Source organism: Vibrio sp. FE10 (assembly GCF_030297155.1).
GTDB classification, from domain to species: domain Bacteria; phylum Pseudomonadota; class Gammaproteobacteria; order Enterobacterales; family Vibrionaceae; genus Vibrio; species Vibrio apostichopi.
This window is the reverse complement of record NZ_AP028068.1, coordinates 1,276,824-1,303,063: the sequence shown is the minus strand read 5'-3', so window position 1 is coordinate 1,303,063 and position 26,240 is coordinate 1,276,824. Positions and strand designations below refer to the sequence as shown.

22 protein-coding genes are annotated in these 26,240 nt (G+C 44.3%); 9 read left to right on the top strand and 13 right to left on the bottom strand.

The window, feature by feature from the left end; translation table 11 throughout:
* Positions 1–228: 228 nt before the first annotated feature.
* On the top strand, positions 229–1,128 hold the full coding sequence (locus QUF19_RS22765) for a DMT family transporter (RefSeq protein WP_286299746.1): 900 nt from the start codon (positions 229–231) through the stop codon (positions 1,126–1,128).
* A gap of 105 nt (positions 1,129–1,233) precedes the next feature.
* Here the strand turns inward: QUF19_RS22765 and QUF19_RS22760 are convergent, their stop codons facing one another.
* Both QUF19_RS22760 and QUF19_RS22755 read right to left on the bottom strand, forming a co-directional pair.
* The gene (locus QUF19_RS22760) at positions 1,234–1,653 is read right to left on the bottom strand and encodes a VOC family protein (RefSeq protein WP_286299743.1); all 420 of its coding nucleotides are present in this window, start codon (positions 1,651–1,653) and stop codon (positions 1,234–1,236) included.
* 204 nt (positions 1,654–1,857) lie between these two features.
* Positions 1,858–2,751, bottom strand: coding sequence for a DMT family transporter (locus QUF19_RS22755; protein ID WP_286299740.1), 894 nt, complete (start codon positions 2,749–2,751; stop codon positions 1,858–1,860).
* Between the two features lie 299 nt (positions 2,752–3,050).
* Between QUF19_RS22755 and QUF19_RS22750 the strand changes: the two genes are divergently transcribed.
* Positions 3,051–3,671 carry a heme-binding beta-barrel domain-containing protein gene (locus QUF19_RS22750; RefSeq protein WP_286299737.1) on the top strand — a complete coding sequence of 207 codons (621 nt, stop codon included), beginning with the start codon at positions 3,051–3,053 and terminating at the stop codon, positions 3,669–3,671.
* 71 nt (positions 3,672–3,742) lie between these two features.
* On the opposite strand, the gene QUF19_RS22745 is transcribed toward QUF19_RS22750, so the two are convergent.
* Entirely contained in the window at positions 3,743–4,723 is a 981-nt protein-coding gene (locus QUF19_RS22745) for a bile acid:sodium symporter family protein (protein WP_286299735.1), read from the bottom strand.
* A 346-nt stretch (positions 4,724–5,069) separates the two neighbouring features.
* Between QUF19_RS22745 and QUF19_RS22740 the strand changes: the two genes are divergently transcribed.
* Together QUF19_RS22740 and QUF19_RS22735 are read left to right on the top strand one after the other, a co-directional pair.
* A complete protein-coding gene (locus tag QUF19_RS22740; RefSeq protein ID WP_286299730.1) occupies positions 5,070–5,336 on the top strand; it encodes a DUF3081 domain-containing protein in 267 nt (88 codons plus the stop codon).
* 48 nt (positions 5,337–5,384) lie between these two features.
* Positions 5,385–5,993 (top strand): CIA30 family protein, encoded by a 609-nt coding sequence (locus tag QUF19_RS22735; RefSeq protein ID WP_286299727.1) that lies wholly within the window; start codon positions 5,385–5,387, stop codon positions 5,991–5,993.
* 129 nt (positions 5,994–6,122) lie between these two features.
* Here QUF19_RS22735 and QUF19_RS22730 read toward each other — a convergent pair whose 3' ends face one another.
* Entirely contained in the window at positions 6,123–7,148 is a 1,026-nt protein-coding gene (locus tag QUF19_RS22730) for a zinc-binding alcohol dehydrogenase family protein (protein ID WP_286299724.1), read from the bottom strand.
* Between the two features lie 164 nt (positions 7,149–7,312).
* Complete coding sequence (locus QUF19_RS22725; RefSeq protein WP_198595806.1) at positions 7,313–8,098, bottom strand: glycine betaine ABC transporter substrate-binding protein; 786 nt, start codon at positions 8,096–8,098, stop codon at positions 7,313–7,315.
* 211 nt (positions 8,099–8,309) lie between these two features.
* Between QUF19_RS22725 and QUF19_RS22720 the strand changes: the two genes are divergently transcribed.
* Positions 8,310–9,242 carry a LysR family transcriptional regulator gene (locus tag QUF19_RS22720; RefSeq protein WP_286299721.1) on the top strand — a complete coding sequence of 311 codons (933 nt, stop codon included), beginning with the start codon at positions 8,310–8,312 and terminating at the stop codon, positions 9,240–9,242.
* Between the two features lie 120 nt (positions 9,243–9,362).
* On the opposite strand, the gene QUF19_RS22715 is transcribed toward QUF19_RS22720, so the two are convergent.
* Both QUF19_RS22715 and QUF19_RS22710 read right to left on the bottom strand, forming a co-directional pair.
* On the bottom strand, positions 9,363–9,749 hold the full coding sequence (locus QUF19_RS22715) for a hypothetical protein (RefSeq protein WP_286299719.1): 387 nt from the start codon (positions 9,747–9,749) through the stop codon (positions 9,363–9,365).
* A gap of 178 nt (positions 9,750–9,927) precedes the next feature.
* Positions 9,928–10,977 carry a cysteine synthase A gene (locus tag QUF19_RS22710; RefSeq protein ID WP_286299717.1) on the bottom strand — a complete coding sequence of 350 codons (1,050 nt, stop codon included), beginning with the start codon at positions 10,975–10,977 and terminating at the stop codon, positions 9,928–9,930.
* 171 nt (positions 10,978–11,148) lie between these two features.
* On the opposite strand from QUF19_RS22710, the gene QUF19_RS22705 reads away from it, so the two are divergent.
* Positions 11,149–11,364 carry an acetyltransferase gene (locus QUF19_RS22705; protein ID WP_286299715.1) on the top strand — a complete coding sequence of 72 codons (216 nt, stop codon included), beginning with the start codon at positions 11,149–11,151 and terminating at the stop codon, positions 11,362–11,364.
* 181 nt (positions 11,365–11,545) lie between these two features.
* Here QUF19_RS22705 and QUF19_RS22700 read toward each other — a convergent pair whose 3' ends face one another.
* Both QUF19_RS22700 and QUF19_RS22695 read right to left on the bottom strand, forming a co-directional pair.
* Positions 11,546–12,739 (bottom strand): acetate/propionate family kinase, encoded by a 1,194-nt coding sequence (locus tag QUF19_RS22700; protein ID WP_286299713.1) that lies wholly within the window; start codon positions 12,737–12,739, stop codon positions 11,546–11,548.
* Between the two features lie 764 nt (positions 12,740–13,503).
* The gene (locus tag QUF19_RS22695) at positions 13,504–15,510 is read right to left on the bottom strand and encodes a DEAD/DEAH box helicase (RefSeq protein WP_479688204.1); all 2,007 of its coding nucleotides are present in this window, start codon (positions 15,508–15,510) and stop codon (positions 13,504–13,506) included.
* 392 nt (positions 15,511–15,902) lie between these two features.
* Here QUF19_RS22695 and rnb point away from each other — a divergent pair, with 392 nt between their 5' ends.
* The gene (gene rnb, locus QUF19_RS22690; protein ID WP_286299707.1) at positions 15,903–17,909 is read left to right on the top strand and encodes an exoribonuclease II; all 2,007 of its coding nucleotides are present in this window, start codon (positions 15,903–15,905) and stop codon (positions 17,907–17,909) included.
* Positions 17,910–18,028: 119 nt separating this feature from the next.
* Complete coding sequence (locus QUF19_RS22685; RefSeq protein WP_102438392.1) at positions 18,029–18,859, top strand: helix-turn-helix domain-containing protein; 831 nt, start codon at positions 18,029–18,031, stop codon at positions 18,857–18,859.
* Positions 18,860–18,981: 122 nt separating this feature from the next.
* Here the strand turns inward: QUF19_RS22685 and QUF19_RS22680 are convergent, their stop codons facing one another.
* Positions 18,982–19,344 (bottom strand): DUF3024 domain-containing protein, encoded by a 363-nt coding sequence (locus QUF19_RS22680; RefSeq protein ID WP_286299704.1) that lies wholly within the window; start codon positions 19,342–19,344, stop codon positions 18,982–18,984.
* A gap of 253 nt (positions 19,345–19,597) precedes the next feature.
* On the opposite strand from QUF19_RS22680, the gene QUF19_RS22675 reads away from it, so the two are divergent.
* The gene (locus QUF19_RS22675) at positions 19,598–20,413 is read left to right on the top strand and encodes a phosphate ABC transporter substrate-binding protein (protein WP_286299702.1); all 816 of its coding nucleotides are present in this window, start codon (positions 19,598–19,600) and stop codon (positions 20,411–20,413) included.
* A 198-nt stretch (positions 20,414–20,611) separates the two neighbouring features.
* On the opposite strand, the gene QUF19_RS22670 is transcribed toward QUF19_RS22675, so the two are convergent.
* From QUF19_RS22670 to QUF19_RS22660, 3 genes are all read right to left on the bottom strand, one after another.
* The gene (locus QUF19_RS22670) at positions 20,612–21,298 is read right to left on the bottom strand and encodes a MaoC family dehydratase (protein ID WP_065111383.1); all 687 of its coding nucleotides are present in this window, start codon (positions 21,296–21,298) and stop codon (positions 20,612–20,614) included.
* Positions 21,299–21,637: 339 nt separating this feature from the next.
* Entirely contained in the window at positions 21,638–24,790 is a 3,153-nt protein-coding gene (locus QUF19_RS22665; protein WP_286299696.1) for an efflux RND transporter permease subunit, read from the bottom strand.
* A 12-nt stretch (positions 24,791–24,802) separates the two neighbouring features.
* Positions 24,803–25,942, bottom strand: coding sequence for an efflux RND transporter periplasmic adaptor subunit (locus QUF19_RS22660; protein ID WP_286299694.1), 1,140 nt, complete (start codon positions 25,940–25,942; stop codon positions 24,803–24,805).
* Positions 25,943–26,240: the final 298 nt, after the last annotated feature.

Below are 26,240 nucleotides of genomic sequence, written 5' to 3'. Positions count from 1 at the left end.
CTTATGTGAGGAAAATAGGATGCACGTTTAAGAGTATTTTCAACGAATGAAATGCTCCAACAAGATGTCACACGCTCACAACAGAGTGCAACATTAAACTTTAATCTATTGTGCGCCAAAGAGAAATGAGAATTAATTGAATCAAGTTGACCAGAACAAGACAAAGACTTTGGTCGGCTCTCCTAAACTACGCTATGATTCCTTTTCCCTCAGCCTATTGATATTTTTATGTCTTCTTTCTCTTTTTCACAAATCCCTGTTGGGGTTCGATTCATGATCCTCTCCGCTTTTGGATTCGCACTGATGTCAGCTTGTGTGAAATACATCAGCAATTACGGTATTCCTGTATTCGAAATCGTTGCAGCAAGGGCTTTGGTGTCTTTGATCATCAGCTACATCGACGTAAAACGAAAAGGCATTTCGATCTGGGGTAATAACAAACCTTTGTTGTTCGTTCGTGGCGCAGTCGGTACCGCAGCACTGATGTGTGTTTACTACGCTGTAACCACTCTTCCATTAGCAGAAGCGACCATTCTACAATACGTTCATCCGGTCTTTACCGCGTTACTCGGTGTGTTATTCCTGAAAGAACGCGTCCAGAAATCGACTATGATCTGCATTGCATTCTGTCTAGCGGGATTATTGGTGATGGTTCAGCCAGGCATGAACAGCGGTGCGAGCAGCGAATTACCACTATTCAGCATTATGGTGGCGTTATGTGGTGCATTTGGTAGCTCAATCGCTTATGTGATTGTGAGAAAGCTGAGCCAGACGGAAGACAGCTCTGTCATCATCTTCTACTTCCCACTGGTTGCTCTGCCAATATCGACAGTCCTTATTTGGAACGACTTTGTATGGCCAAGTCTATTCCTTACCGTGATGCTGGTATTAGTCGGTATTTTCACACAGATAGGCCAATACGGTTTAACCAAAGCAATGCAGACACAAGCAGCGGGCAAAGCTTCGGCTTACTCATACGTTCAGATTGTCTTCTCGGCGCTATTAGGCGTGTGGGTCTTTAATGAAATCCCATCGGTATGGACTTATCTAGGTGGTGGCTTGATTGTTACTGGCGCACTCATTAACGTGTTTGGTAAACAGCTATTAGTGCCGTTCAAGGCTAAGTAGACAACCGAACGAAAGATCAGTTAGCTAATCAGCTAATCAATCTAAAAAGGGCATTGCGGAATATTCCACAATGCCCTTTTTGGTACTGTCTACCCAAAGACTCTACTAGCTTGTCGCATTGCGCTGTTTGGGATCATCGCTCAGGTATTCAACGAATTCTATTTCAAAGCCTGCCGGATCCACAAAGTAGACGTTTTTTCGATAAGGTTCTTCGGCACCAGGCTTGGCAATCGGGAAACCCGCATCAATAAGGCGTTGAGTGACGCTCTCAATGTTATTGGTCACATAAGCGAAGTGCGCGAGGCCAACAGAGTGCCCAGCCAAATCTCGATTTTCACCCTCACCGTGGTCACTCAATGCAATGTATTGATATTCGTCACCAAAATGCAGCCAGTTACGTGGCTTGCCTGACCATTCGCCTTTTCCTTCATCACGGACATACCAATGAGGGAACGCCGCTTTATAGAAAGTCAGCATTTCAGGGATGTCTTTGACGACTAAATTCACATGTTCAAGTTGGATCATTCTTCTCTCCTTAAAGTATTCTCGTAAGCAACGTTGCACATACTAATAGCTCAAGTTAAGTTGAGGTAAAGCATTAATTTGCATTTATTTCGAGAACGTTCTTAGAGCCTAAATCATCTTATTTTGATGCCATACAAATCTAAGTTTAGACGACCCCTGCCGATGTGACGTTTTTGGAATACAGAGTAACTGAAAGACAAGCTGTTATGACTTGGGCTGATTGACCTCAACATCGAGAGGCGTTCTGCTCTTCAAGCTAAAAAACTTCTTCCATTTAAGCGGCATCATAGGAATAACGATGAGGCTAATGCCAACCAACGTCAGAATGTCTGGGATTTCGTCAAACCACATCACGCCAAATAGCGTCACAAACACCAGTCCTGAATACTCTGCGAGTGCAATTTGGTTTGCCGGTGCTTTTTTATAAGCGACTACCACAAGCGCATGATACCCAAGTACGAACAAGTTGATTGCCATGATCCATCCGACATGACGCCATTCAATCGCAGACCATGTTGGCAGTGCGAATACCAGCGCGAGTGGCAACGTCATCACACTAGTCCAGAACAAGGTTGAGATAATGTGTTGCTCTGCGTTCAGACGCTTGATCAAGATGTTACCTACTCCCATCGCAAGCGCACTGCCTAAACCTGCAATCGCCGCCCAATGAAATTGCTCTGGGCGCAAGACGATCAATACGCCAACAAAGCCAATCAGTGTCGCGACCACTTTTGATGATGTTGGCCTTTCTTTCAACAACACAATCGAAAGAGGCAGCATGAGTATTGGCCCAACATAGAACATCGCGTTTGCTGTCGCCAAAGTAAGATGTGTAATGGCGATCATCGCGCAACCGCTCCCGACCAAGATAAATTGAGCTCGCAAGAAGTTAATGCGACAACCACCTTGCATACGCGTCTCTCTCGGTAACTTTAACCAAAATGGAAGCAGCAAGATCACGCTCAATACCTGACGGATAAACACATACTGGAACGTAGGGACTTCACCATTCAGTATCTTCAACGATACGTCTGAAAAGGACGCAAGTAGGTTTGCGAGCACCAAAAGCAAAATGGCGTGGTTAACAGCTTTATTCATACAGAAGGATGATTACACATTTGTCATACAATTATGGGCGCACATCATACATGAGAATTTAAAATAAGTAAGAACAAAGTTATTGAGATTGGATTAATGCAATTTTGGATGAAGATTCGACGACTAAATCACCGCTCTCAGCCCTACACTCCCCAGTATTAATATTCCCTTATTGACTGATACATCAAGTTACATATCGCTCTCATAGTAACCAAGAATACTGATCTGAGTTAATAAACTTGTTTCACAATAACCTTACTTTTACTGAGGTCAGATAATTACAAAAAAAGGAAGTTACAGTGAAAAAATTATTAGCACTTGGTATTGCAGCAGCAATCTCGGTTCCAGCAGTAGCCGACCACAATACAATCAACGGAATGGATTTCGGTCCACTTGCAAAGTTAGTCGGCACATGGAAATCGGTCGAAACTGGTGGCGTTGACATTTCACCGGGTCAAGAAGGGACTGATGTGGGTGCGGGTGGCCCTGCAGTCACACCGTTTTATGAAGTGATGACGTTTGAGGTTGCCGCAGACGCAACCAATGCCAGCGACCAATACCTTGTTGCTCTGTACTACAAGCAGGAAGTATTCAGAAAGGCCGACGATTCTAAATTCCACGATCAACGTGGTTACTTCATCTACGACCAAAAGAATCAGATCGTATACAACTCTTACTGCGTGCCACGCACCACATGCGTCACCGCGGAAGGCCCTGCTGGCGATACAATGACGCTAGTCGCGTCTAAGCGCGGTATCGCTGAGTCTGAATACATGACAGACAACGCAACCACTACGGGCTTCACAATGAACATTAGTATTTCAGACGACACATTGACTTACTCTCAAACAACAGGCTTAGAGATCTACGACAACGCTTTTGCTCATACCGATTCAAGTACGCTAATTAAAGTGAATTAGGTTCAAATACAAACGCCTTCCACAACGAAGTGAAAGGCGTTTTTCTGTTGTACTTGTAACAACAAACAAGTTTAACTCGATTGTGTATCAACCTTGGCATAGCGATTGGCTAGCACCGCACAGTAAAAGATCTGAATCGGGTGATAAAGCATAATAGGCAGTAATATCATCCCTAGATTAGGGTTGTGAGCAAAGATCACCTTAGCCATAGGAATACCTGCCGCTAAGGTCTTCTTAGTACCACAAAACACAGCTGCAACTTCATCTTGATGATTGAATCCAACCTTACGGGCGCTCCACTGAATGCCGTGTACCATCACCATCAATATCACTAAACAAATCACCGCAGACACCAACAGCAACATCGGTGAGAAGTCGCTCCAAATACCGTGTTCTATGGAGTCACAGAAAGCACTGTAAACAATCAGAAGTATCACGTATTTGTCTAACTTATTGACCACTGACTTCTGTTTCTGAGTCCACTCAAAAAGCAATGGACGCATCAACTGACCGACGATCATTGGCAGCAATAGCATTTTAGATATCGAGATCACCGACTCCATCAGGTTTAGCTCTACACCTTCTAATCCCATAAAGAGCTGAATCAGAAGCGGCGTAATGAACACGCCTAAAATACTAGAGAGCGATGCATTGAATATCGCACCCGGTAGGTTTCCTTTTCCAATCACCGTCATCGCAACCGAAGACGAAATCGTACTAGGTAAAACGAAAAGATAACAGAAGCCAAAAGCCAGAGCTGCTGGCATATAAGCGACAAAGCCTTGCCCGAATATCACCCAAAGCAGTGGGTAAACTAAGAAGGTCGCACTTTGTACAAAAACGTGCAGCTTCCAATTCGAAAGCCCTTCAAGAATAGCTTTTGGTGACAAACCCAAACCATGTAAGAAAAACACCAAGGCGATGCCGAGAACGGTAACCGTATCAAGATGAAGTACCCCACCCGACTTCCCCCAATCTGGCGTAAAAACAGCAACGACCATGGCCACCACCATCCCTACCAGAAACCATTCCTTTTTCAGTTTTTCTATCATGTTTACACGCACTTTCTGTAGATTCCATTTCAGCCAACTAGATGGCTCCGATGTTATTTATCCTATCGACTATGGTTTTAATTAACTACCATAAACGCAAATTAAGCTCGTCTTTATCATGAGAGTTAACGTCGTTATTCAAGTTTGTTACGCCCGCTATGTTCAGGATTAATCGGATGTATGGAATGACGATGAAAATATTAGAAAACAGCGGTTTATCGAGAAGATAAGATCCTTTCAGTGATCGGGGCACAGAGGCAAACCGTAAGGACAGAAAAGCAAGCCGTAACAAGTTTAGATACCAAAATTCAGCCCATTCTCAAAGATGACGCAGCGGGAGCAACACATGGACAACAGAATCACCATTATTGAGTTTCTCAGAGTGTTTGAGTGCATTCGCACCTCTGGCGAGCAACTGGACAATAAATATCAAGTGGGCGAAATGACGGCTTGGCATGATTACGATGGTTACACCTGTTGGCTAAGCTATAAAGGCGTCACCGTCACTCTGATGTTTCATGGTTCATTGAAAATCGAGTACGACAATGCTTCAAATTACTCTGAATTCATCGAACACTGTCTGGGTATGCTCGCCACTGAACCTTCTCCATAAAACGCGAACAGACTAACGGCTAACGGCTAACGGCTAACGGAGGAAATCATGAACGGAACGGCTTTGAAAACGCATTCATTGCTTAAGCACAGACACCTTTTGTGGCTAGTACTCAGCCTCTCTTTTTTATGGTCTAAAGGGTCAACAGCAGGAACAGAGATGATTGATTTCACACAAGCGAACGAACATAAAAATTGGACAGCGATCAACGACAATGTGATGGGCGGTATCTCAACTGGTGGGCTTATTTACGGTGATGGGATGAGCCAGTTTAGCGGTGATTTATCGTTAGAGAACAATGGTGGCTTTAGCTCAATCAACCGCTCTGTCGAATCACTAAGATCTGAAGTGGACAGCGTAGAGCTGACGTTTGTTGGTGATGGTCGTACTTACCAATTAAGGTTCACCACATGGAAAGACGGTTATCGAACCAACTACAAGCACAGCTTTGAGACAATCGAAGGCGAGCAACTTAAGAATGTCTTCCAACTAAACGACTTTCAAGCCGTGTTCAGAGGTCTATTACTTAGTGGTGCGCAAAGGCTTGAAGCCCAAGACATCAAACAGATCGGCTTTTTGATTGCAGATAAACAACCTTTGCCCTTCGAGCTAAACCTCATTCAGGTTCAATTCAAAACCTCGCAAGAAACGGAGTAAAGCCTTGTTGGAATAAACACAAAAAAAGCCACTGATACCTTATCGATTCGCGATAGACATCAGTGGCTTTCTGTTCAAGCGTTCAAATAAGCAACGATTCAAACCGTCAAAGATCTAAATCATTAACGATTAATATTTGACGGCTGTTTTACCAATCGACGCGCTGCTTTCAATACGTTGGTGCGCATCTTTCAGTGTCTCAACACTAAAGCCATTCAATGTGGTAGTAAGCGTAGACTTAATACGGCCAGAATCAATCAGGTTCGCTGCTTGGAACAGGATATCTTGTTGTTTCTGAATATCGTCTGTGTTGAACAGTGAACGTGTAAACATCAGTTCCCACACAAATCCAGCAGACTTACCTTGCAGCGCAGAAAGATCAATCCCGCCATCGAACTCAACAATAGAGCTGATCATGCCTTGTGGTGCAATTAGCTCGACCATCGATTCCCAGTGCCCTTTGGTATCGGCAACATTGAAGATGTAGTCGACATGCTGAATACCTTGCTCTCGTACAGACTCAACCAAGTTACGGTGATTCACCACATGGTCTGCACCCATATCTCTTACCCACTGTTCAGTTTCAGGTCTTGAAGCCGTCGCAATAACCGTCAGGTTAGTTAGTTGGCTCGCCAATTGAATCGTGATTGAACCGACACCACCAGCACCACCAATGATCAGAATGGATTTTTTCTCTTCTGGACGAACACGTAAGCGATCAAACAAGGCTTCCCACGCAGTAAGCGTTGCTAGCGGCATAACAGCAGCCGCTTCATCAGAAAGGCTCTTTGGTGCTTTTGCCGTAATACGGTAGTCAACGGCTTGGTATTCTGCATTAGCGCCCATGCGAGTTACGTCACCTGCATAGTAAACACGGTCGCCTAGTTCAAAGCCATCAACGTCTGTACCTTTACCGACAACTTCACCAACCGCGTCATAACCAAGTACTTTGGGTTGCTCAAGTGTTTTGTCTTGAGCACTGCGAATTCGAATTTTTGCGTCTGCTGGATTGATAGACGTCGCGCTCACTTTCACAAGCAGATCATGTTCTTTTAGTTCTGGAAGGTTTGTTTCAAACTCAACTAGACTGTCTTGCTCTGTAATCGCAAGTGACTGAGTAAATCCGATAGCTTTCATTTTTGATGGTACTGACATTGTGCTTTCTCCTTGAATTAGACAAGTTAATCTTAGTTGACTCTCAATTTAGATAAACCGCCTAATGTTTGAATCATATTCAATTAATTTTTGATAATCGTGTTGTCACTGATTGAGCAACAGGAACACGTAACTCTGTTAGCTGCTGCATAGAGGCATAGCGGTTAAATAAGACCTTGCTCAATCAACCAATCACGCGTTACTTCATCTTGCGGCTTACCTTCACGGCAAACTTTATAATCTAGCTCTGCGATAATATCGTTCGAGAATCGCAGTGAATCTAACGTCTGGATCTGTTGTTCGCTAAACAAATGCTTCTTGTCATCTCTTAAAAGAAGCACCGCTCTATCAACAATACCGAGCAAGCCTTTGGGTTCTTTGAGCTCTCGAATATCATAGCGATAGTGCAAAAATTGAGGCTTCCACAGCGGCACAACAACCCACTCCTTGTTCGCCACAGCGCTTTCAAAGGCAGCAAAACAATCGTCTTCGCTACCTGGGAAAAACTCGTAACCCACATCGCTCAGGCCGTACTCTTTCATCATCTGAATAGAGAAGCGTGTGATACCGGCACCGGGGTTAATGCCCTGAATGGTAGAATTCATTTTCTCGACAACTTCAGGTTTTAATAGATCAGCAACCTCAGAAACAGCCTCTTCAGGAACATAATCAGGCACACCCCACAACGCGTAAGGTTCATAGTGAAGACCAAGCTCGATAAGTGGCTCAACTTCCTCAACACCCGCTTTGTAAATACCGTGGCTTGATGGCAACCAAGCCGAAGAAAGCATGTCTACTTCACCCGCTTTTAGCTTTTCGAAATTTTCTTGATGAGGAGAAAAGACACGCTCGACCTCGAAGCCCATTGTGGTTAATACATTGGAAACTAATGATGCAGTAGTGCGGTGAAACGACAAATCTGTTACGCCAATTGTGATTTTATTAGTCATGTTGTTATCCCCTTTTGTTCGGCTTGATAGAGATAGTACATGGCTAAAAAACAGTGAAAAACAGCCTAATATTTGAATGATTTTCAAATATATTTTGGTAATTGAGCGTATAAAGTTAGCTTAAAAGGGGGTAAGTCAGGATTAAGCCGCTTTGTGATTAGCAAAGATTTCAATACAATGTTTAGAACATTATCAAACACAGGTAGATAAAATGCTTCTTGAAGACTTGCGGGTCATCTTAAAGGTGGCGGAGTTTCGTAGTATCACCGCAGCAGCCACCAACCTAGACATGCGCACCGCAACCGCGAGCGCAGCCGTCAAACGTGTTGAAGCCGCACTGGGTGCTGAATTGTTTGTAAGAACCACTCGTCATTTAAGGCTATCTTCAGCAGGCGAACGTTATTTACCGGAGTGCGAACAAGCCTTGAAAATATTGGAGCAAGCCAAGCTCAACATGCGTGAAGAGCTAGGTATTTTGGATGGAGAAATCCGCATCGCGCTTTCTTCGGATTTAGGACGTAACCTCATTACTCCTTGGCTTGATGAATTTCTGCTTGAATACCCAAAAGCGACACTTCGCACCAGCATCAGTGACAGCAACATCGATTTTTATCGTGATTCCGTTGATATGGCGCTGCGTTACGGCTCTCCGACCGACGCAAACATGTATGGTTTCAAGATCTGCGATGTGCCGAGAATATTGTGCGCAGCCCCTGAATATTTAACTGAGATGGGAACGCCAAGCCAACCGAGCGACTTAGCTGAGCACAACGGTTTGCTGTATCAGCTGCATGATATGTTGCAAGATGAATGGGTGTTTAATGATGGCAAGCAAGATCATAAAGTGAAGCTGAAAGGGAATCGCGCATCGAACGATGCTGACCTTGTTAGACGTTGGTGTGTGGCAGGGAAAGGCATGGCAATAAAGTCTTGTTTAGATATGTCGAGCCATCTGCTCTCTGGCGAAGTGGTGAAAGTCATGCCTGAATTTAAGCCAACCCCAACCGAGCTGTGGTTAGTGTGCCCAAGTCGTCAATCCATCACACCAACTGTTCGCTTGCTAAGAGATTTATTCCGCGAGAAAACCGCAGAGATCCTTTCTCAATTGAGCGAGCAAGGCATTATAGAAACTCAAAAGTCTTAACGACCTAGAGATAAAAAAGGCGTTAGCGAACTTCAATTCGCTAACGCCTTTAATCATCTGAAACATCACACTGTATTAATGGATATATCTACATCAATACGTGCACTCGAATACAAATGCTTAGTTTGACTCTTCTTCAACATCACAGTCAGCACAGCACTGAAGCGCAATTTCATGTTCGAAGGTGATTGTGTCTTTACCTTCTTCCAGTAGCTCTGCGATTTCATCCGCGACTTCTTTTTCGTCATCCGCTTCAATGTCGCTTGCTAGCTCTTCTTCTGAATAGCCGAAGAAGTTCAGCAATAAGTACTCGCGAGCTTCATCTTTAGTACAAACCACGTTTGTTGAAAGATCTGGCGTAACCTCACCTTGCGCAAGAGTCGCTGTCAGCTGAGCGATAGCATCCTCTTTCATCGCAGGCGTTAACCAACCAAGATCAGTACTTACCGTCGTTTTTTTACAGTCGAAGCAAGGCAGTTGGTGAAAGTAGTATTGAAAGCTAGTCATAGGTAATTTCTTCTTTAAATGTTGTATAGCGAGATTATGCGCGTTTTGTAGCAAAATACTATCTCAATCACAACCTGAGACTGATTCGATCTGAATATTTGTACCAAGTACAGATCCCCATGATGACTACTGATAAATTTAAGGCTTAGCTCACTAGGGACATCATCTCATTGCGACACTATACGTTGACGACCATACTGCCATCTTCCGCTTGATAACGAGCCCATAGTTGAGAAAGGTTTTCTTTATTAAGCTGTATCTCTTTTTCTTTCAGAAACGCTTCGTTGTGCAGCTTCGAATACGATCGCTCAGCAAGGTCACAGCTAAATGTAACGATGGTTTTCCCTTTCCCCATTCTAGCCGCAGCGTATAGCGCTCCTGCTACGTTCAATGATGAACTGCTTCCTAGAAGAATACCGTCATGTTCCGCAACAAGGCGGGATATCGTAACCAAATCCTGATCGGGAAGCGTGATTGCACGATTGATTTTTGCCTGCCTGAAATTTTCAACCGTTCGCATGATCCCTATACCTTCTGTGAACGAGCTTCCCGTTGATTGATACTGCCCATTACGTAGGAACGAATAAATGCCAGACCCATTTGGGTCAACTAACCAAGTTTCGAGATTGGGTTGCTGCTCAGATAGGTAATGTGAGTTTCCGGCAATGGTTCCCCCAGTCCCAACCACTGAAACTAGAGCATCAATATTACCTTGTGTTTGCTGCCAGATCTCCGGTCCAGTATTTAAATAGTGCGCTCGATAATTACTGAGATTTTCGAACTGATCTGCCCACCAATAATTCTCATTTTCGACACCAATCCGCTTGGCCGTGTGATAAAAGTGTTCAGGATGTGCAAAAGGACAAGGGTCGACCAATAACAATTCAGCGTTATAAAGCGAGATCATGCGCTCTTTCTCTTGTGCTTGTCCTTTTGGCATCACCACCAACATTTTATAACCGAGGGATTTAGCCACTAGAGCAAGGCCAATCCCCGTATTTCCCGCAGTACCTTCGACGATTGTCATTCCCGGCTTAAGTTTGCCAGCTTCTACTGCATCCTTAACAAGCTGAAGAGCCGCTCTATCTTTAATCGAACCACCCGGGTTCTGGTGTTCGCACTTAATAAGAATCTCACAACCTGAAACCTCTGAAAGACTGTTGATTCTAACAAGATCGGTATCGCCAATGAGTTCACTGAGATTATTTGCAACGTGGACAGATGACATCGCGACTCCATTTATTTGCTGAGGATGAGTTTGTTCATCGATTGGATTGTCGATGACCATAAGCGTAGCTCTGAGGTTTGCTTAGTCAAGGAGCGCAGGAATTGAAAAGACTCTCATTTTCTAAATAACAATTATAATTAGGGGTAATCGATTAGATTGAGGGTACATAAAATGTTTCTAAAAGAGAAAAAGAGCGGTGACCTCGTAGATGTTACTGAAATGACCAAATTGACCAACTTATTTCAAGACAGTATCGAAGGTCGGTTTCAAGCAAGTGAAGAACAGCAAGACCCTGAGATGTTTAAAAAGTCCGAACTGGTGTTTATGTCAGGTGAAGAGTTACCTCGATGCTGGACGGATCCCAACTACCGCTCAGAGGTTAAATAACCTTAACTCTTCCAGAGTACCAAATGAGTTGTAATTGAAACTCTGTTCTAAAAGCGTTCGATGATGGTCATGTGGGCTATGACCTCTGTTAAAGAGTTAAGACGCATCTTTATTGGACACAAAAAAGCGAGCCACTTGGGCTCGCTTTTCAATATTTGTCTTGCTTAGACTTTAGCTTCGATTATAGAAGTTCTACCGACTGTTGAGCGATAACGAATTCTTCGTTGGTTGGAATAACCATTGCTACAGCGTCTAACATTTCTGATTTAGCGATGATGCCTTCAGCGCCAAAACGAGCTGCTTCATTGCCTGCTACATCTTCAACAAAACCAAGAATCTTAAGGTTGTTTAGGATCTCGCGACGAATTGGTAGAGAGTTCTCACCAATACCGCCTGTGAAGATGATGCCGTCTAAAGAATCTAGCGTTGCAAGGTAAGAAGCAACGTATTTCGCTACGCGGTAAGTAAACACTTCAAATGCAAGCTTAGCGCCTTCATGGCCCTCTTCCATTGCTTCTAAAATGCCACGAGCATCGCTCGTAAGACCAGACACACCTAGGAAGCCAGACTCCTTGTTAAGAGAGTTGAAGACTTGCTCTTGTGACCAACCTTTCTTAAGTAGGTACTCGATGATACCTGGGTCTAAGTCACCACAACGTGTGCCCATCATTAGGCCAGAAAGCGGTGTGAAGCCCATTGAAGTATCAACACTGTTACCGTCTTTGATAGCACATACAGAAGCGCCGTTGCCTAGGTGAACCGAGATGAAGCTAGATTCTTCAACTGACTTGTTGACCATTTTTGCTGCTTCACGGCTAACGAAGTAGTGGCTAGTACCGTGGAAACCGTAGCGACGAACACCGAAGTCTGTGTATAGCTCTTTTGCGATTGCACCTGTAAATGCACGTTGTGGCATTGTTTGGTGGAAAGCAGTATCAAACACAGCGAACTGAGGTAGAGAAGGGAAAGCTTCAATTGCAGCACGGATACCGATAGCACCTGCTGGGTTATGAAGTGGAGCTAAATCAGATAGGCTTTCAATCTCACTTGTTACTTCTTCAGTAATACGAACAGTTTGAGTGAACTTCTCACCACCGTGAACGATACGGTGACCGATAGCCACGATATCAGCTGTGAAGCCTAAGTCTTCCATCAGGCCAACCAATTTGCCAATGGCAATTTTGTGGTGGTTACCCTCACCTTGAATAGCAATTTCTGTTTTCTGACCTTGATGCTTCCAGCTCATACGAGCATCTTCAAGACCAAAACACTCCCCTAAGCCACTTAATACTGCGTCACCAGAAACAGAATCAATGACAGCAAATTTAAGGGAAGAACTACCCGAGTTAATAACCAGAACAAACGAATTAGACATTGGATATGGATCCTGTTTCAGTACGAATTTAGTGAAGTTTGCGCTTCAATTTTAGTTAAGTCTATTATTCAATAATTTTTTAATCTTTCAACTTTTGTTTTGCAAAAACCACCAAATGAACACAATTAAGTTGATCTTAGTCATCAATTCATTTCTTTCGAGAACGAAAATTAAAAAATAGTTGAATTAGATGAAGCAAATGTACTTATGAGGCTGATAGGTTTAACTAAACCACATTGAGAACAAAGTCAGCCGGTATTGAAAGATTATCCAGGAACTCAGTTCATGGATTAAGCTTATAAAGCCAAAAAACAGGCTCTCTCTCTACGCTGCGAGTTCAAAAAATTCAGCCCGACACTTAAATATAGATCTGTTGGTTGCCAATATCCGCTAATAGATTTTCAAGCGTTTAACTTCATCTCAGCATTTCAAGATCTCACTTATTCGGATCGAACGGTTGAGCAGTTCTTACTTCAAAGTCTGTTTTCATTTTCATTATAGCTGTTCATTTCTTTTGCTAGACAGCGTGCCGCTTCCATATCCCCAAACGAAACATCCTAAACAACGCTTTAAGTGCATCTGACTGTGGTTGTCTTGTGATACAAGGCATTATCTAATCTTGGGCTTAGGACGTGCTACAGGCGCGAAAAATAAAATAGCAGGCACAAAAAAGCCGAGCATAATGCTCGGCTTTTAAATTCAGTGTTTAAGCTGTTCGTTTATAAGCACTTGGCTTGTAAGCTTCAGCTTAAATTAAAGACTGATTAACCTTCGCTGCGCTCTGGACGACGACCGCGGTTGCCGCCATTGCCTGCTGCGTTGCCATGGCCACGTTCGCCACGGTGGTTACCACGGTGATCGCCACCACGGTTACGGTCAAAACGACGTTCGCCATCACGACCACCAGCAGAGTTACCATCACGTGCGCCGTCACGGTTGCCACGGTAGCCACCACGACCGCCATTGCCACCTTCACGGTTACCACCTTCGCGATTACCGCCTTCACGGTTACCACGGTAGCCGCCGCCATCACGACCGCCACGACCGCCATCACGACCGCCGCGGTTGCCATCACGACCGCCGCCGCCACGACGAGGCTCACGGAAGTCGTTGAAATCAACAACTACAGCGCCAGCTTCTTTTTGACGAATGCGAAGTTTGCTTAGCTTACCAGCAGTTTCAGAGTTCATTGCTTTTGGCAGTTGAACGTAAGTAGAACCTTGGTCTAGCTTGATAGCACCGATAGAACCTTTAGTTAGGCCTAGTTCGTTTGCTAGTGCGCCAACGATGTCTTTAACCTGAACGCCTTGCTCACGGCCAACTTGTAGTTGGTACGTATCCCAATCTTGAGTATTGAAGTTACGCCCCCCACCGTCACGGCCATTGTCACGATCTTCACGACGCTCTTTGCGACGGTTCTTATCACGCTCAATAGCAGCGATCATTGGGTCTTCGCCAACGTAGAATAGTGGGCTCTTACCTTGCTGACGCTTAAGAAGCATTGCAGCTAGAGTAGCAGCATCAACTTCTAGAGACTCTTGCAGAGTAGAGATAAGACCTGCAAAGTTTTCTAGAGCTTTGCTTTCTTTCTCAGTTTCAAGCTCAGCGCCAAGCTTAGCAACACGTGCAGCAGCAACTTCGTCACGTTGTGGAAGTTGGATTTCTTCCATTTGAGACTTAGTTACACGCTCGATAGTGCGAAGCATACGAATTTGGTTAGTGCGAACTAGTAGGATCGCTTTACCTTTACGTCCAGCACGGCCAGTACGACCGATACGGTGGATGTAAGATTCAACATCGAATGGGATGTCGTAGTTGAATACGTGAGTGATACGTGGAACATCAAGACCACGAGCTACAACGTCAGTTGCAACTAGGATGTCGATAACACCTTGTTTGATGTGATCAACAGTGCGCTCACGTAGAGACTGAGGAATATCACCGTGCAGTGCAGCAGCTTTGAAGCCACGTGCAGATAGCCAGTCAGCTAGACGCTCAGTATCTTGACGAGTACGTACGAATACGATTGACGCGTCAGTTTCTTCAGTTTCAAGAAGACGAGACATTGCTTCGTCTTTCTCTACGCCTTTAACAACCCAGTAATTCTGCGCTACTTTGTCAACTGTGTGGTTAGTACCAGCAACATCAACTCTAGCCGGGTTACGTAGGTAACGGTCAACAATAGTCTTAACCATTGGAGGCATAGTTGCAGAGAAAAGTACACGCTGTGCAGTTTCTGGAGCTTGCTCTAGGATCCAAGTAACGTCATCTACAAAGCCCATTTTCAGCATTTCATCTGCTTCATCAAGAACAAATGTATGTGCTTCATCTAGGTGTAGACGGTCACGAGTTAGTAAATCTTTAACACGACCTGGAGTACCAACAACAATGTGAGCACCACGGCTTAGAGCACGCATTTGGTCAACAATTGAAGCACCACCGTAGATTTCAAGAACTTTAAGACCGTTGATGTCACGACCTAAGTTTTTGATTTCCGCAGCAACTTGAATCGCTAGCTCACGAGTAGGAGCCATGATGATTGCTTGTGGTTTGTGTTGGTTCAGGTTGATTTTGTTAAGTAAAGGCAGAGAGAATGCTGCTGTTTTACCAGTACCAGTCTGTGCTTTACCTAGTGCGTCACGGCCTTCAAGAAGAAGAGGAATAGCTGCTGCTTGGATTGGAGTCGGAGAAACGAAACCCATGCTATCAAGAGCTGAAAGAATGTTATCGTTAAGGGCTAATTCATTAAATTGAATTACAGATTCGGACATTGGGATCCCACTATATATAAGTAAACAAAAGGTCCCGGGAGCTCTATCAATTCCAATACTGATCCAATCAGATACTGATTCCATTCAGAGTTACGAAGCAGTAATAAAACACTTCAAGCCATTAGGGACGTCTAAGGGAGGCGGATTATTCCCTAAATGCATAAAAAAAGCCAGAAAAAATTGAAATACATCACATATTTTTCGGTTTTACATCAATACTGGCTATCATATCGTCAAAACTTGATGAATATCTCGTCATAGCACCAAACTTCGAGCAAATTGACCTAGTTAAATAAGAGGGCAATTAATTTACGCTCACTTCGCCTTTCAGTAGTAATCAAGCCTCGCAATGATTATAGTGTGCTCAATTGTCCTCGATAGATAAAAGTCAAATGTTTCAAGATAATCCTCTACTCGCTCAACTCAAACAGCAAATCCAAGAAACCCTCCCTAAAAAGGAAGGTACAATCAAAGCCACTGAAAAAGGGTTTGGTTTTCTCGAAGTCGATAACAAGACCAGTTTCTTTATCCCACCTCCATACATGAAGAAATGTGTACACGGTGACAAAGTTATTGCCATCATTCGCACCGAGAAAGATCGCGAAGTAGCAGAGCCTGAGGAATTGATTGAACAGGGCCTTACTCGTTTTATTGCTCGAGTGAAGTTGTTTAAAGGTCGTTTGAACGTAGTTCCTGATCACCCGCAACTGAAAAAGCTGCAACTTAAAGCGAAAGCAAAGAAGGGTCTAAACCCTGAAATGCTAAAAGAAGGCGACTGGGTTGTTGCTCATATCGTTCAACACCCGTTAAAAGGTGACAACGGATTCTTGGCTCAAATCTCTGAGAAAATCACAGATGCTGATGACAAGATTGCCCCTTGGTGGGTAACGCTGGCACAAAACGACTTACCAAACAGCGAACCTGAAGGTATCGACAACTGGCTAATCAACGATGACGCCGATCTTGAACGTGTAGACATGACGCACATCCCTTTTGTGACCATTGATGGTGAAAGCACAAAAGATATGGACGATGCGCTTTACGCGAAGAAGAAAGAGAACGGTGATTTTGAACTGACGATTGCGATTGCTGACCCTACGGCTTACATCTCTCCAGATGATGCGATGGATAAAGTGGCTCGTGAGCGTGGTTTCACTATTTACCTTCCAGGTCGTAACATTCCAATGTTGCCTCGTGATCTTGCTGACAACTTATGTTCACTAATAGAGAACGAAGTTCGCCCTGCACTTTGCTGCACGGTAACAGTATCTAAAGATGGCGTAATCGGTGATGACATTAACTTCTTCGCTGCAAACATCAAATCTCACGCTCGTCTTGCTTACGACAATGTATCTGACTGGCTAGAAACTGGCGCATCAGAGAAGTGGCAACCATCAGAAGAAATCGCTGCGATTGTTTCTGACCTTCACCAATTTGCTCAAGCGCGTTCAGCGTGGCGCTCAGCGAATGCAGTTGTGTTCCCAGACCGCCCTGACTACCGCTTTGAGCTTAGCGAAGATAACGATGTTGTCGCTATCCACGCAGACATGCGTCGCAGTGCGAACAAGCTGGTTGAAGAATCTATGATCAGCGCGAACATCTGTGCAGGCCGAGTACTAAAAGAAAGCTTTAACCAAGGCGTCTTTAACTGTCACTCTGGTTTTAAAGCTGAGAAATTAACAGACGTTCTAGAACTGGTTAACCCAGAAGCAGAAACACCGTTTACAGAAGAGCAGATAGTCTCTCTGGAAGGTTTTGCTACTCTGCGTCGTTGGTTAGGTTCTTTAGACAACAGCTACTACGACAACCGTATTCGTAAATTCCAAGCGTACAGCGAGATCAGCAATGAACCTGCACCACACTACGCGATGGGACTAGACATTTACGCGACGTGGACATCTCCAATTCGTAAATACGGTGACATGATTAACCACCGTATGCTTAAGGCTCACATCCTTGGTAAAGCGCCAATTCAAACACCAGACGAAACAATCGGTGATGAACTTGCCCTGCACCGCCGTCACCACGGTATGGCCGAACGTAACGTTGGCGATTGGTTGTATGCTCGTACTCTAGCGAATGCTCCAGCTGAAGAAACTCGTTTCCAAGCAGAGATCTTCGACATTAACCGTGCTGGTATGCGCGTGCGCTTACTTGATAATGGTGCAGCAGCGTTTATCCCTGGCTCTCTCATTCTTAATAATAAAGAAAGAATAGAGTGCAACGGTGATATGGGCACTGTATCTATCGATAAAGAAATGGTATACAAACTGGGAGACGTTTTAGAAGTAGTTCTCTCAGAAGTTAATCAGGAAAACCGTAACTTGGTAGCAAAGCCTACACAAGTATTTGCGGACTTGCCTAGCGAGCCTGAAACAACAAATGAAACCGAAGCCTAATATCTGATAGGGTTCACTTCTAAAGGCGCTAATTATTAGCGCCTTTTTTGTAAATGTCTCATGCTTAAACAATACTAAAACCAATAAGCAACTCGTTTACAACGTCAAAGAAGCGCACTATGTCATCGATAACAGTTACTCAATTTAGAAACTTTATTCCCAGGAAACGGGAACGTTACCCCGCCTCTAAAAACGGTATTTTCATCGTTTCGAAAGGCAGTATCTCTTTCACTCTGCCTAATGGTACCGAAGCTTCCCTTCAAGCCGGCGATTTCACGCTATACAACTCCGGCCAAATTAAAGACATCGACGTTAATACTGAAAATGGTGAATTCAGCGCAACGTGTTTAGACTTCGATTTATCGATCTTCCAAAAGTTCATCAACCAGTCCGGTGATCTTGAATCGTTACGCGTTCCACAGGAATACATCAAGTTCGACCGAGCTGACATCCAAATTCGTGAGCTAAAAGAGCTGACGATGTCTCTCGCGGATTCTTCCCCTAAAAATGACTACGCACTCACCCAATTGGGCTTGGCTCTGCTTTCTTTGATGGTTGAAAAGCACCCTGCTCTACTCGTGATCATTGCTCGAGCTTCAAGGCTTACCGTTACGCAGAAAGTTATCCACTACATAGAACAGAACATCGAAAACAATATTTCGTTAGACACGTTAGCCAGTTACATGGGCATGTCTCCCGCGACACTGAAGCGACGCCTATCCGCTGAAGACCTTTCTTTTTCAAACCTTTTGAAAATCAAACGTATTGCTCATGCCGCCACCCAGCTCAGAACCTCCGCCAAATCAATCACACAGATCGCTTATGAGTCTGGCTTTAAGAGTGCAGCACACTTCAGCACCGCCTTTAAAACCTATCATGGAAAGACACCAAAAGATTTTCGCTCTCTGATTGCTCAATCTCAGCAATCCCAAACTCGCTTCAAAACTTAAGTGGTGTGATTAAAGATTTAAGAGGTTAAGAGGTTTAATTTAAAGGTGCAGTGGTCTGGTTCGATACCAACAAGGTAGATGGATGAACCAAGACTCAACCACTACCAGAACCACGAACGTGACTAGGACCAAAAATAAGACTTAGGATCTTTTTCTATTTCAGACAAAATAGCATCAAGGTCCTTAGATTTAGGAAGGTAGGGATAAGGTCCCCAATTAACGGAATCGGTGCTGACTTCGGTTTCAAGTGGCACCATCACCAGCCAACAAGATAATGACTCATCAAAGGTAACGCAGGCGATCTCGTTGGTATAATCACTATGGGATGAGTCGAGCAGGTAATGCGCCTGAGAGAACAGCACACCGCCCTCACACTCTTCAAATAGGGATTTGCCTAGCTCTACAGGTAAATTGCTATTTCGAGAAGTACAGAGCCTCTCAGCTCCAATTAAAAGACGATTCAGTTCTATATGAATAACGGACATAACACCCCTTGTAACTTCATAGAAACTTCTAAGTAGTGAATTCCTCTACTTAGCTTAGGACTCAACGAACATTTTAGCTAACCAGCGAAAACAAAATACCCGCCCTGCTCCCAGAAACGAACCCTTCTTCTCCAAAGTTATCTTACTTTCAAAAACGAACCCGGCAGCTATACATCGAGCGTATAGAATTTCACAAAAGTGTCATATAACCGACCTATCATATGCGACAAATGTTATTAATTAGGAGTTGTTTATGTTACGAGTCGCGCTTGCCTCTCTTTTATCCTTAGCCCTGTCTTCTCATGCTGCTTTGGCACAAGAAACCAATATTTCGGGCTCCACTTCTGTTGCGCGAGTGATGGATGTATTAGCAGAGGAGTACAACAAGACTCATCCTGATAATTACATCGCGGTTCAAGGCATAGGCTCAACAGCTGGCATTACCATGGTGAATAAAGGTGTGGCGGATGTTGGTATGAGCTCACGCTACTTAACCGACCGTGAACAGAACGAAAAATTGAAGGTATTCCCAATTGCCTTTGACGGCCTAGCCGTTGTCACCAACCGTTCAAACGGTGTGAATAACATCACTCGTGAACAGTTGTTCGATATCTACAAAGGCAAGGTAACCAATTGGAAGCAAGTGGGCGGAGCGGATCAACCTATCGCGGTTGTGACTCGTGAAGCGTCTTCTGGTTCACGCTACAGCTTCGAAAGCTTACTGGGTTTAACGAAAATCATTAACGACCGTCTAGTGTCTGACATCAACCCAAATAACTTGGTTGTAAACAGCAACAGCATGGTAAAAACGATTGTTAACCATAACCCACACGCCATTGGTTTTATCTCAGTTGGTTCTGTAGACCATTCGATTAAAGCGATTACGTTTGAAGGCGTTGAACCAACATCAAAGAACATTGCTAACCACAGCTACGAATTGGCTCGTCCATTTTTGTTACTGCACAAAACAGATGAAGTTTCGGATGAAAGCAAAGATTTCATTAAGTTCGTGAAGTCAAAGCAAGGACAAGATCTTATCGAAGAATACGGCTACACACGCATTAAGTAGCTACACACGCATAAAGAGTAAGATAAGGGCTTTTGGGCTTTTGGGCTTTTGGGCTTTTGGGCTTTTGGGCTTTTGATTATGTTATTAACGCTGTGATGTCAATTTAATATGACACAAACAAAAAGAGAGAGCATTAAGCTCTCTCTTTTTTGGAATCTATAATCTTCGTTTAAGAATCATTTCTCTCAAAGCAAAGTATTAGAAATGAAGTTGAATCACCGACACAATCACAGCACCAGGGCGACGAACCCCTTCGATTTCTACGCGGATTTCGCGTTCAATCTCTAGACCCTTTTTAATCGGCGTTACTTTTGTCAACGTGCTCTTAGCGCGAACGTTGCTGCCTGACTTAACAGGGTAAGGAAAACGAACTTGGTTAAGACCAATGTTCACAACCATTTTAGCCGTTGGGAATTGAGACTTATCTGGATCAACACTGTCAGTCAATCTAGGAAGAAGAGACAAGGTTAAAAAGCCATGAGCGATAGTCGTTTTGAAAGGTGAATCCGTTTCTGCCTTAGAAGGCTCAGTATGGATCCACTGCATATCTTCAGTCACTAAACCAAACTGATTAATGCGCTCTTGACTTACATTAATCCAATCGCCAGTATGAATAACTTCACCGATCTGCTGATTAAGCTCATTCAACACAAGTTGTGCTTCAGGCTTAATTTCGATCGGCTTCTCGATCGGCATAACCGGTGCATCTTCATTTACTGCAGGTTGGTGGTGATCACGAACCCATGCGAAAAAATGACTATTTTGCGTGCGGTTCAGGAAGTCGCCCCAATACTCTCTAAGAGCTGGAGACATCCATTGCATAAACTCTGAGTGTTGCGAAGAAACGCTATCGCCTCGGTGTTTAAATAAATCAATGACCTTCATAAGAACCTCAGTGCACAAAAAATTTCAATATAACGTGTTAATTTTGAAACACTTCACACTATTGTGCAAATGTTTTCGAGCGTACAAACGTTAGCTGAACCACCACTTTCAATTAAATATCAACAACTTAAAAATAAAACATCATTTTATTAGACACCTAAGTTTAGAGTGTTAACTCCATCACATAATAAACATCTGATTATATAAACTACTTTTTTATTCACGTTCGGAATAAGAAAAAGGCTTAGCATCACACTAAGCCTTATTTTTCGTAAGGGAATGGTTTTTATAAGGAAACGATTTTTATAAGAAAATCGTCCCTATGAGTAAAAAGTTCCTTTACTCATCATCGAGTGGAATCAACTTAGTATTACCACCATGTGCTTTTTCACGCTTACGCTGCACAAATGCATAGAAACCTGGAATCAAGAAGGTACCAGCCAGTAACACACATAGCAGACCGCCGATCAGGGAAATACCCAACGAGTTCTGACTCACGTGGCCTGCACCAGCAGCGAAGATCAATGGGAAGATACCCAAGATAAACGACCAAGACGTCATATTTACAGCACGGAAACGCAGCGTACCGCCCTTCACAGCCGCATCTTCAATTGATGCATCTTTGTCTTCACGCTCAACTTTCGCGAATTCCACAATCAAGATTGCGTTCTTCGCGGCCAAGGCTATCAAGAGTACCAAACCTATCTGCGCATAGAGGTTAAGCGGCGTTCCAGTCAGGTTCAGAGCTAAGAAGGAACCTAACGTCGCGACAGGTACAACTAAGATAATCGCTATAGGGATCGTCCAACTCTCGTACTGAGCCACCATGAACAAGTAAATGAAGATCAATGCCAGTGCAAAAGCGAAAATCGCCTGGTTGCCAGCAAGCACTTCTTGATACGCCATGCCTGTCCATTCGTACTGATAACCCTGAGGCAATACATCAGCCGCAACACGTTCCATCGCTGCAATCGCATCACCACTTGAGTAACCTTCTGCGGGTTGACCTTGAATCACCGCGCTGCGGTACATGTTGTAACGCCATGCCACATCGGGTTCAAAGATCTGGTCGTACGTTACGAGTGTACTCAGCGGGATCATTTCACCATTAGACGAACGCACGTGGAATCGTTGTAGGTCATCCATGCTGCTACGGTGTTCGCTGTCCGCTTGCATTGTTACGCGGAAGTTCTTACCAAACATGGTGAAATCATTCACGTAGAGCGAACCAAGATTACCTTGTAATGTTTGGAATATTTCCGACAACGGAATACCGAGTTGCTGCGCTTTCTCACGGTCAATGTCGACATAGTAATGAGGAACATTGGCACGGAACGTACTGAATGTGTGTGAAATCTCAGGCTGTTTCGTCGCCTCAGCAATCACGTCATTCATTACCATCGCCAGATCAGTGCGGCTACGACCTAGTGTGTCTTCAAGAACAAATTCGAAACCAGAAGCCGCGCCCATACCTGGAACCGCAGGTGGCCCCATTGCAAAAACGATAGCTTGAGGAAGCTCAGTGGCCGCTCGACCGTTAATACGTTGCGAGATAGCTTGAGCTGAATGCTCACCGTCTAACGCATTACGCATATCCCAATCGTGCAGTTTGATAAATAGCGACGCACCATTCGACGCAGAAGCGCCTGTCATGAATGCATAACCATTAACCAAAGTCACACCATCAACGCCTGGCTCTTGCTCAACCATTTCAAGCAATTGCTCAGTCACGTCTTCTGTACGCGACAGAGACGCAGCATCTGGCAACTGAACGTTAACCAGCAAAATACCTTTATCTTCTTGAGGAACGAACGCCGTTGACGTTGTTTTCGAGAAGTAAGTCACCGCAGCCAAAGCAACCACAAAGAAAGTGAACAACAGAACGCCTTTCTTAACTAAGAAGCCAGCAATTTGACCGTACTTATTGGTTACCGATTCTAGACCACGGTTAAACGCTTGGTACCAGCGAGCCGTGTTACCACCACCCTGCTTAAGAACCAATGAACACAATGCCGGAGACAAGGTCAGTGCGTTAATCGATGAGATAACAACCGCGATACAGATAGTCAGGGCGAACTGACGATACATAATGCCGGTAATACCTGGCAACATTGCTACTGGGATGAATACCGCTAATAGAACCAAAGTTGACGTAACAATCGGGCCGGTTACTTCTTTCATCGCGATAAGCGTTGCTTTACGAGGAGAGATCGTTGGGTCTTTGGCCATCGTCGTATCAACGTTCTCGATAACCAAGATCGCATCATCTACTACGATACCAATTGCCAATATCAAACCAAACAAGGTTACCGTGTTGATGGTAAAGCCCGTCATCTGCATGATGGCAAAGGTACCAATCAACGACACCGGAATCGCAACCACAGGAATCAAGGTTGCACGCGCACTGCCCAAGAACAGATACGTCACCGCGATAACCAGCAAGATCGCTTCGATCAGCGTTTTTACTACGCCTTTAATCGACTCTGCAACAAAGACTGTGGTGTCGTAACTCGCTTCGTAAGCCACGCCTTCTGGGAAGTTTTTGCTTAGGTTATCCAGCATCGCCATTACCGCTTTACCACTTTCCAATGCGTTTGCATCAGATTGGAGAGAAAGCGTAACGATAGAAGCGTCTTGACCACGGTATTTACCGTTACCGTCGTAGAACTTCTTACCTAGTTCAACACGAGCAACATCTTTTAGATAAACCGTTGAACCATCTCGGCTTGCACGAAGTACCACGTTCTCAAATTCGTCTGCCGTTTCAAGACGACCTTTGGTCACCAAGTTAAACTGAACTTCTTGAGGGTTGGCATAAGGCGCAGCACCAATACGACCCGCCGCAACTTGAACGTTTTGTTCCGCCAACGCAGCATGGACATCCGATGTTGTAAGGTTCAAGTTGGCCATTTTCTCAGGGTCCAACCAAACACGCATCGAATATTCACCGCCACCCAGTACGTTAACCTCACTAATACCAGAAACACGCGCTAGCTGATCTTTGATATTCAGGTTTACATAGTTGATCAGGAATTGGTCATCGTACTCACCATTTGGAGAATAGAAGTTCAATACCATCAAAAGGTCAGGAGAACGCTTCTTAACCGTTACGCCAACCATTCTTACTTCTTGAGGAAGCTTCGATTCGATTTGAGCAACTCGGTTTTGAACGTTGACCTGAGCCATATCTGGGTCAGTACCGACATCAAACGTCACGTTAAGGTTGTAAGAACCATCGTTCGCACTTTTCGAAGACATGTAGATCATATCTTCCACCCCGTTGACCGAAGTCTCTATCGGGTCGGCAATCGCTTGTTCTACTACCTCTGCACTTGCACCTGTGTAATAAGCCATAACGCTTACAGAAGGCGGGCTAATTTTTGGATATTCAGCCACCGGCAAGATAGCGAGCGAGATCGCACCTGCCAGTGTCAATATAATGGATATAACAAGGGCGAATTTAGGCCTTTGTATAAAGAAACGACTTAACATAGATTAGGGCCCTTACTCACTTTTTTCTGAAGCTGCAGGTTGAATACGTACCGCCATACCGTTACGAACTCGCTGCAAACCCTGAGTGAGAACAGAGTCACCCTGCTCTAAACCGGAAAGAATGATCACACCATTGGCAACTTGGCGTCCCATTTCAATATTGCGACGTTCGGCAATCGGTGACTCACCACCTTCAACAAGCAGCATCACAAAATCACCCTCAAGGTCGGTTTGAACCGCACGTCTTGGGATGGTCACCACGTCGATAGACTGTTTTTCTCTAAGATTGACACGAACGTGTTGGCCTGGAAGCAGTTGTTGTTCAGGGTTATCAGCAATAGCACGCATTGCGATCGTACCTGTGTTCAGGTTGATGCGGTTACCTAAGAAATCGAGCTTACCTAAGTGTTCGAATGCTTCACCGTTTTCCAGCATGATCTGCACTTCAACACGATCAGAATCGCTGCTACCATCGCCTTCAATACGGTCCATACCTAACGCTAAACGTTCACGCTCACTGATACTGAAAGACGCATGAATCGGGTCTAAGCTCACCAACGTAGTTAATACGCCAGCCGAAGGAGACACTAGGTCACCGTGGCTCACTTTAGTATCACTAATACGGCCTGAGAAAGGAGCTACGATTCTGGTATGAGAAAGTTGAACATTCGCCGCATTCAATTGTGCGTTACTTGCTTCAAGTTGAGCTTGAGAGCCCAATAAAGAAGCGGTTAAAGCATCAAATTCCGATTGAGAAATACTGCCTTTCGGAAGTAGATTCTTACCACGGTTGAAATCAAGTTCGGCTTTTTTAAGATTCGCATTCGCTTGAGCAACAGACGCTTTTGCGCTCGCTACTTCCGCTTCGAACGATGATGGCTCGATCGAATACAGCAGTTGACCTTTTTCGACCATTTGGCCTTCATCAAAATGACGGCCTTTTAGGTAGCCTGAAACCTGCGCAGTGATCGCCGTGTCTTCAACGGCCTCAATACGACCGATGTATGACTTACTTTGCTGGTGAGAAATAACGCTAACATCCTGTACAGCTACGAGAGGTAAAGGCGCTTGCTTGGCATTCTGAGCATCTTGCCCACATCCAGCAAGAATTAGAGAGCTTGCAAGAGCCGTAAGGATTAACTTTTTACGCATGGTTATACCGTCACTTATGAGAAATTGAACAGCATAAAAGTTACGTAACACAAATGTCTAAAATGTCCGAGGAATATCAATTATCACTTGAAAAGTGTTTCAACGTGTAACCAGAAACCTGATGCTTATAAAACACTTACAAATAAATAACAAATTTGTCCCAAATAGCCTCTTCGCACACTTAGTAATTAGGGCGTGTTGACCTTTCGCGGTTAAATTTTGTTCGAGATAAAAGCGTTTTAATCGCGGCGAGGGGGAAGTAGCCTAGTCGTTCTAAGCAAATCTCCCTCAACAAAGA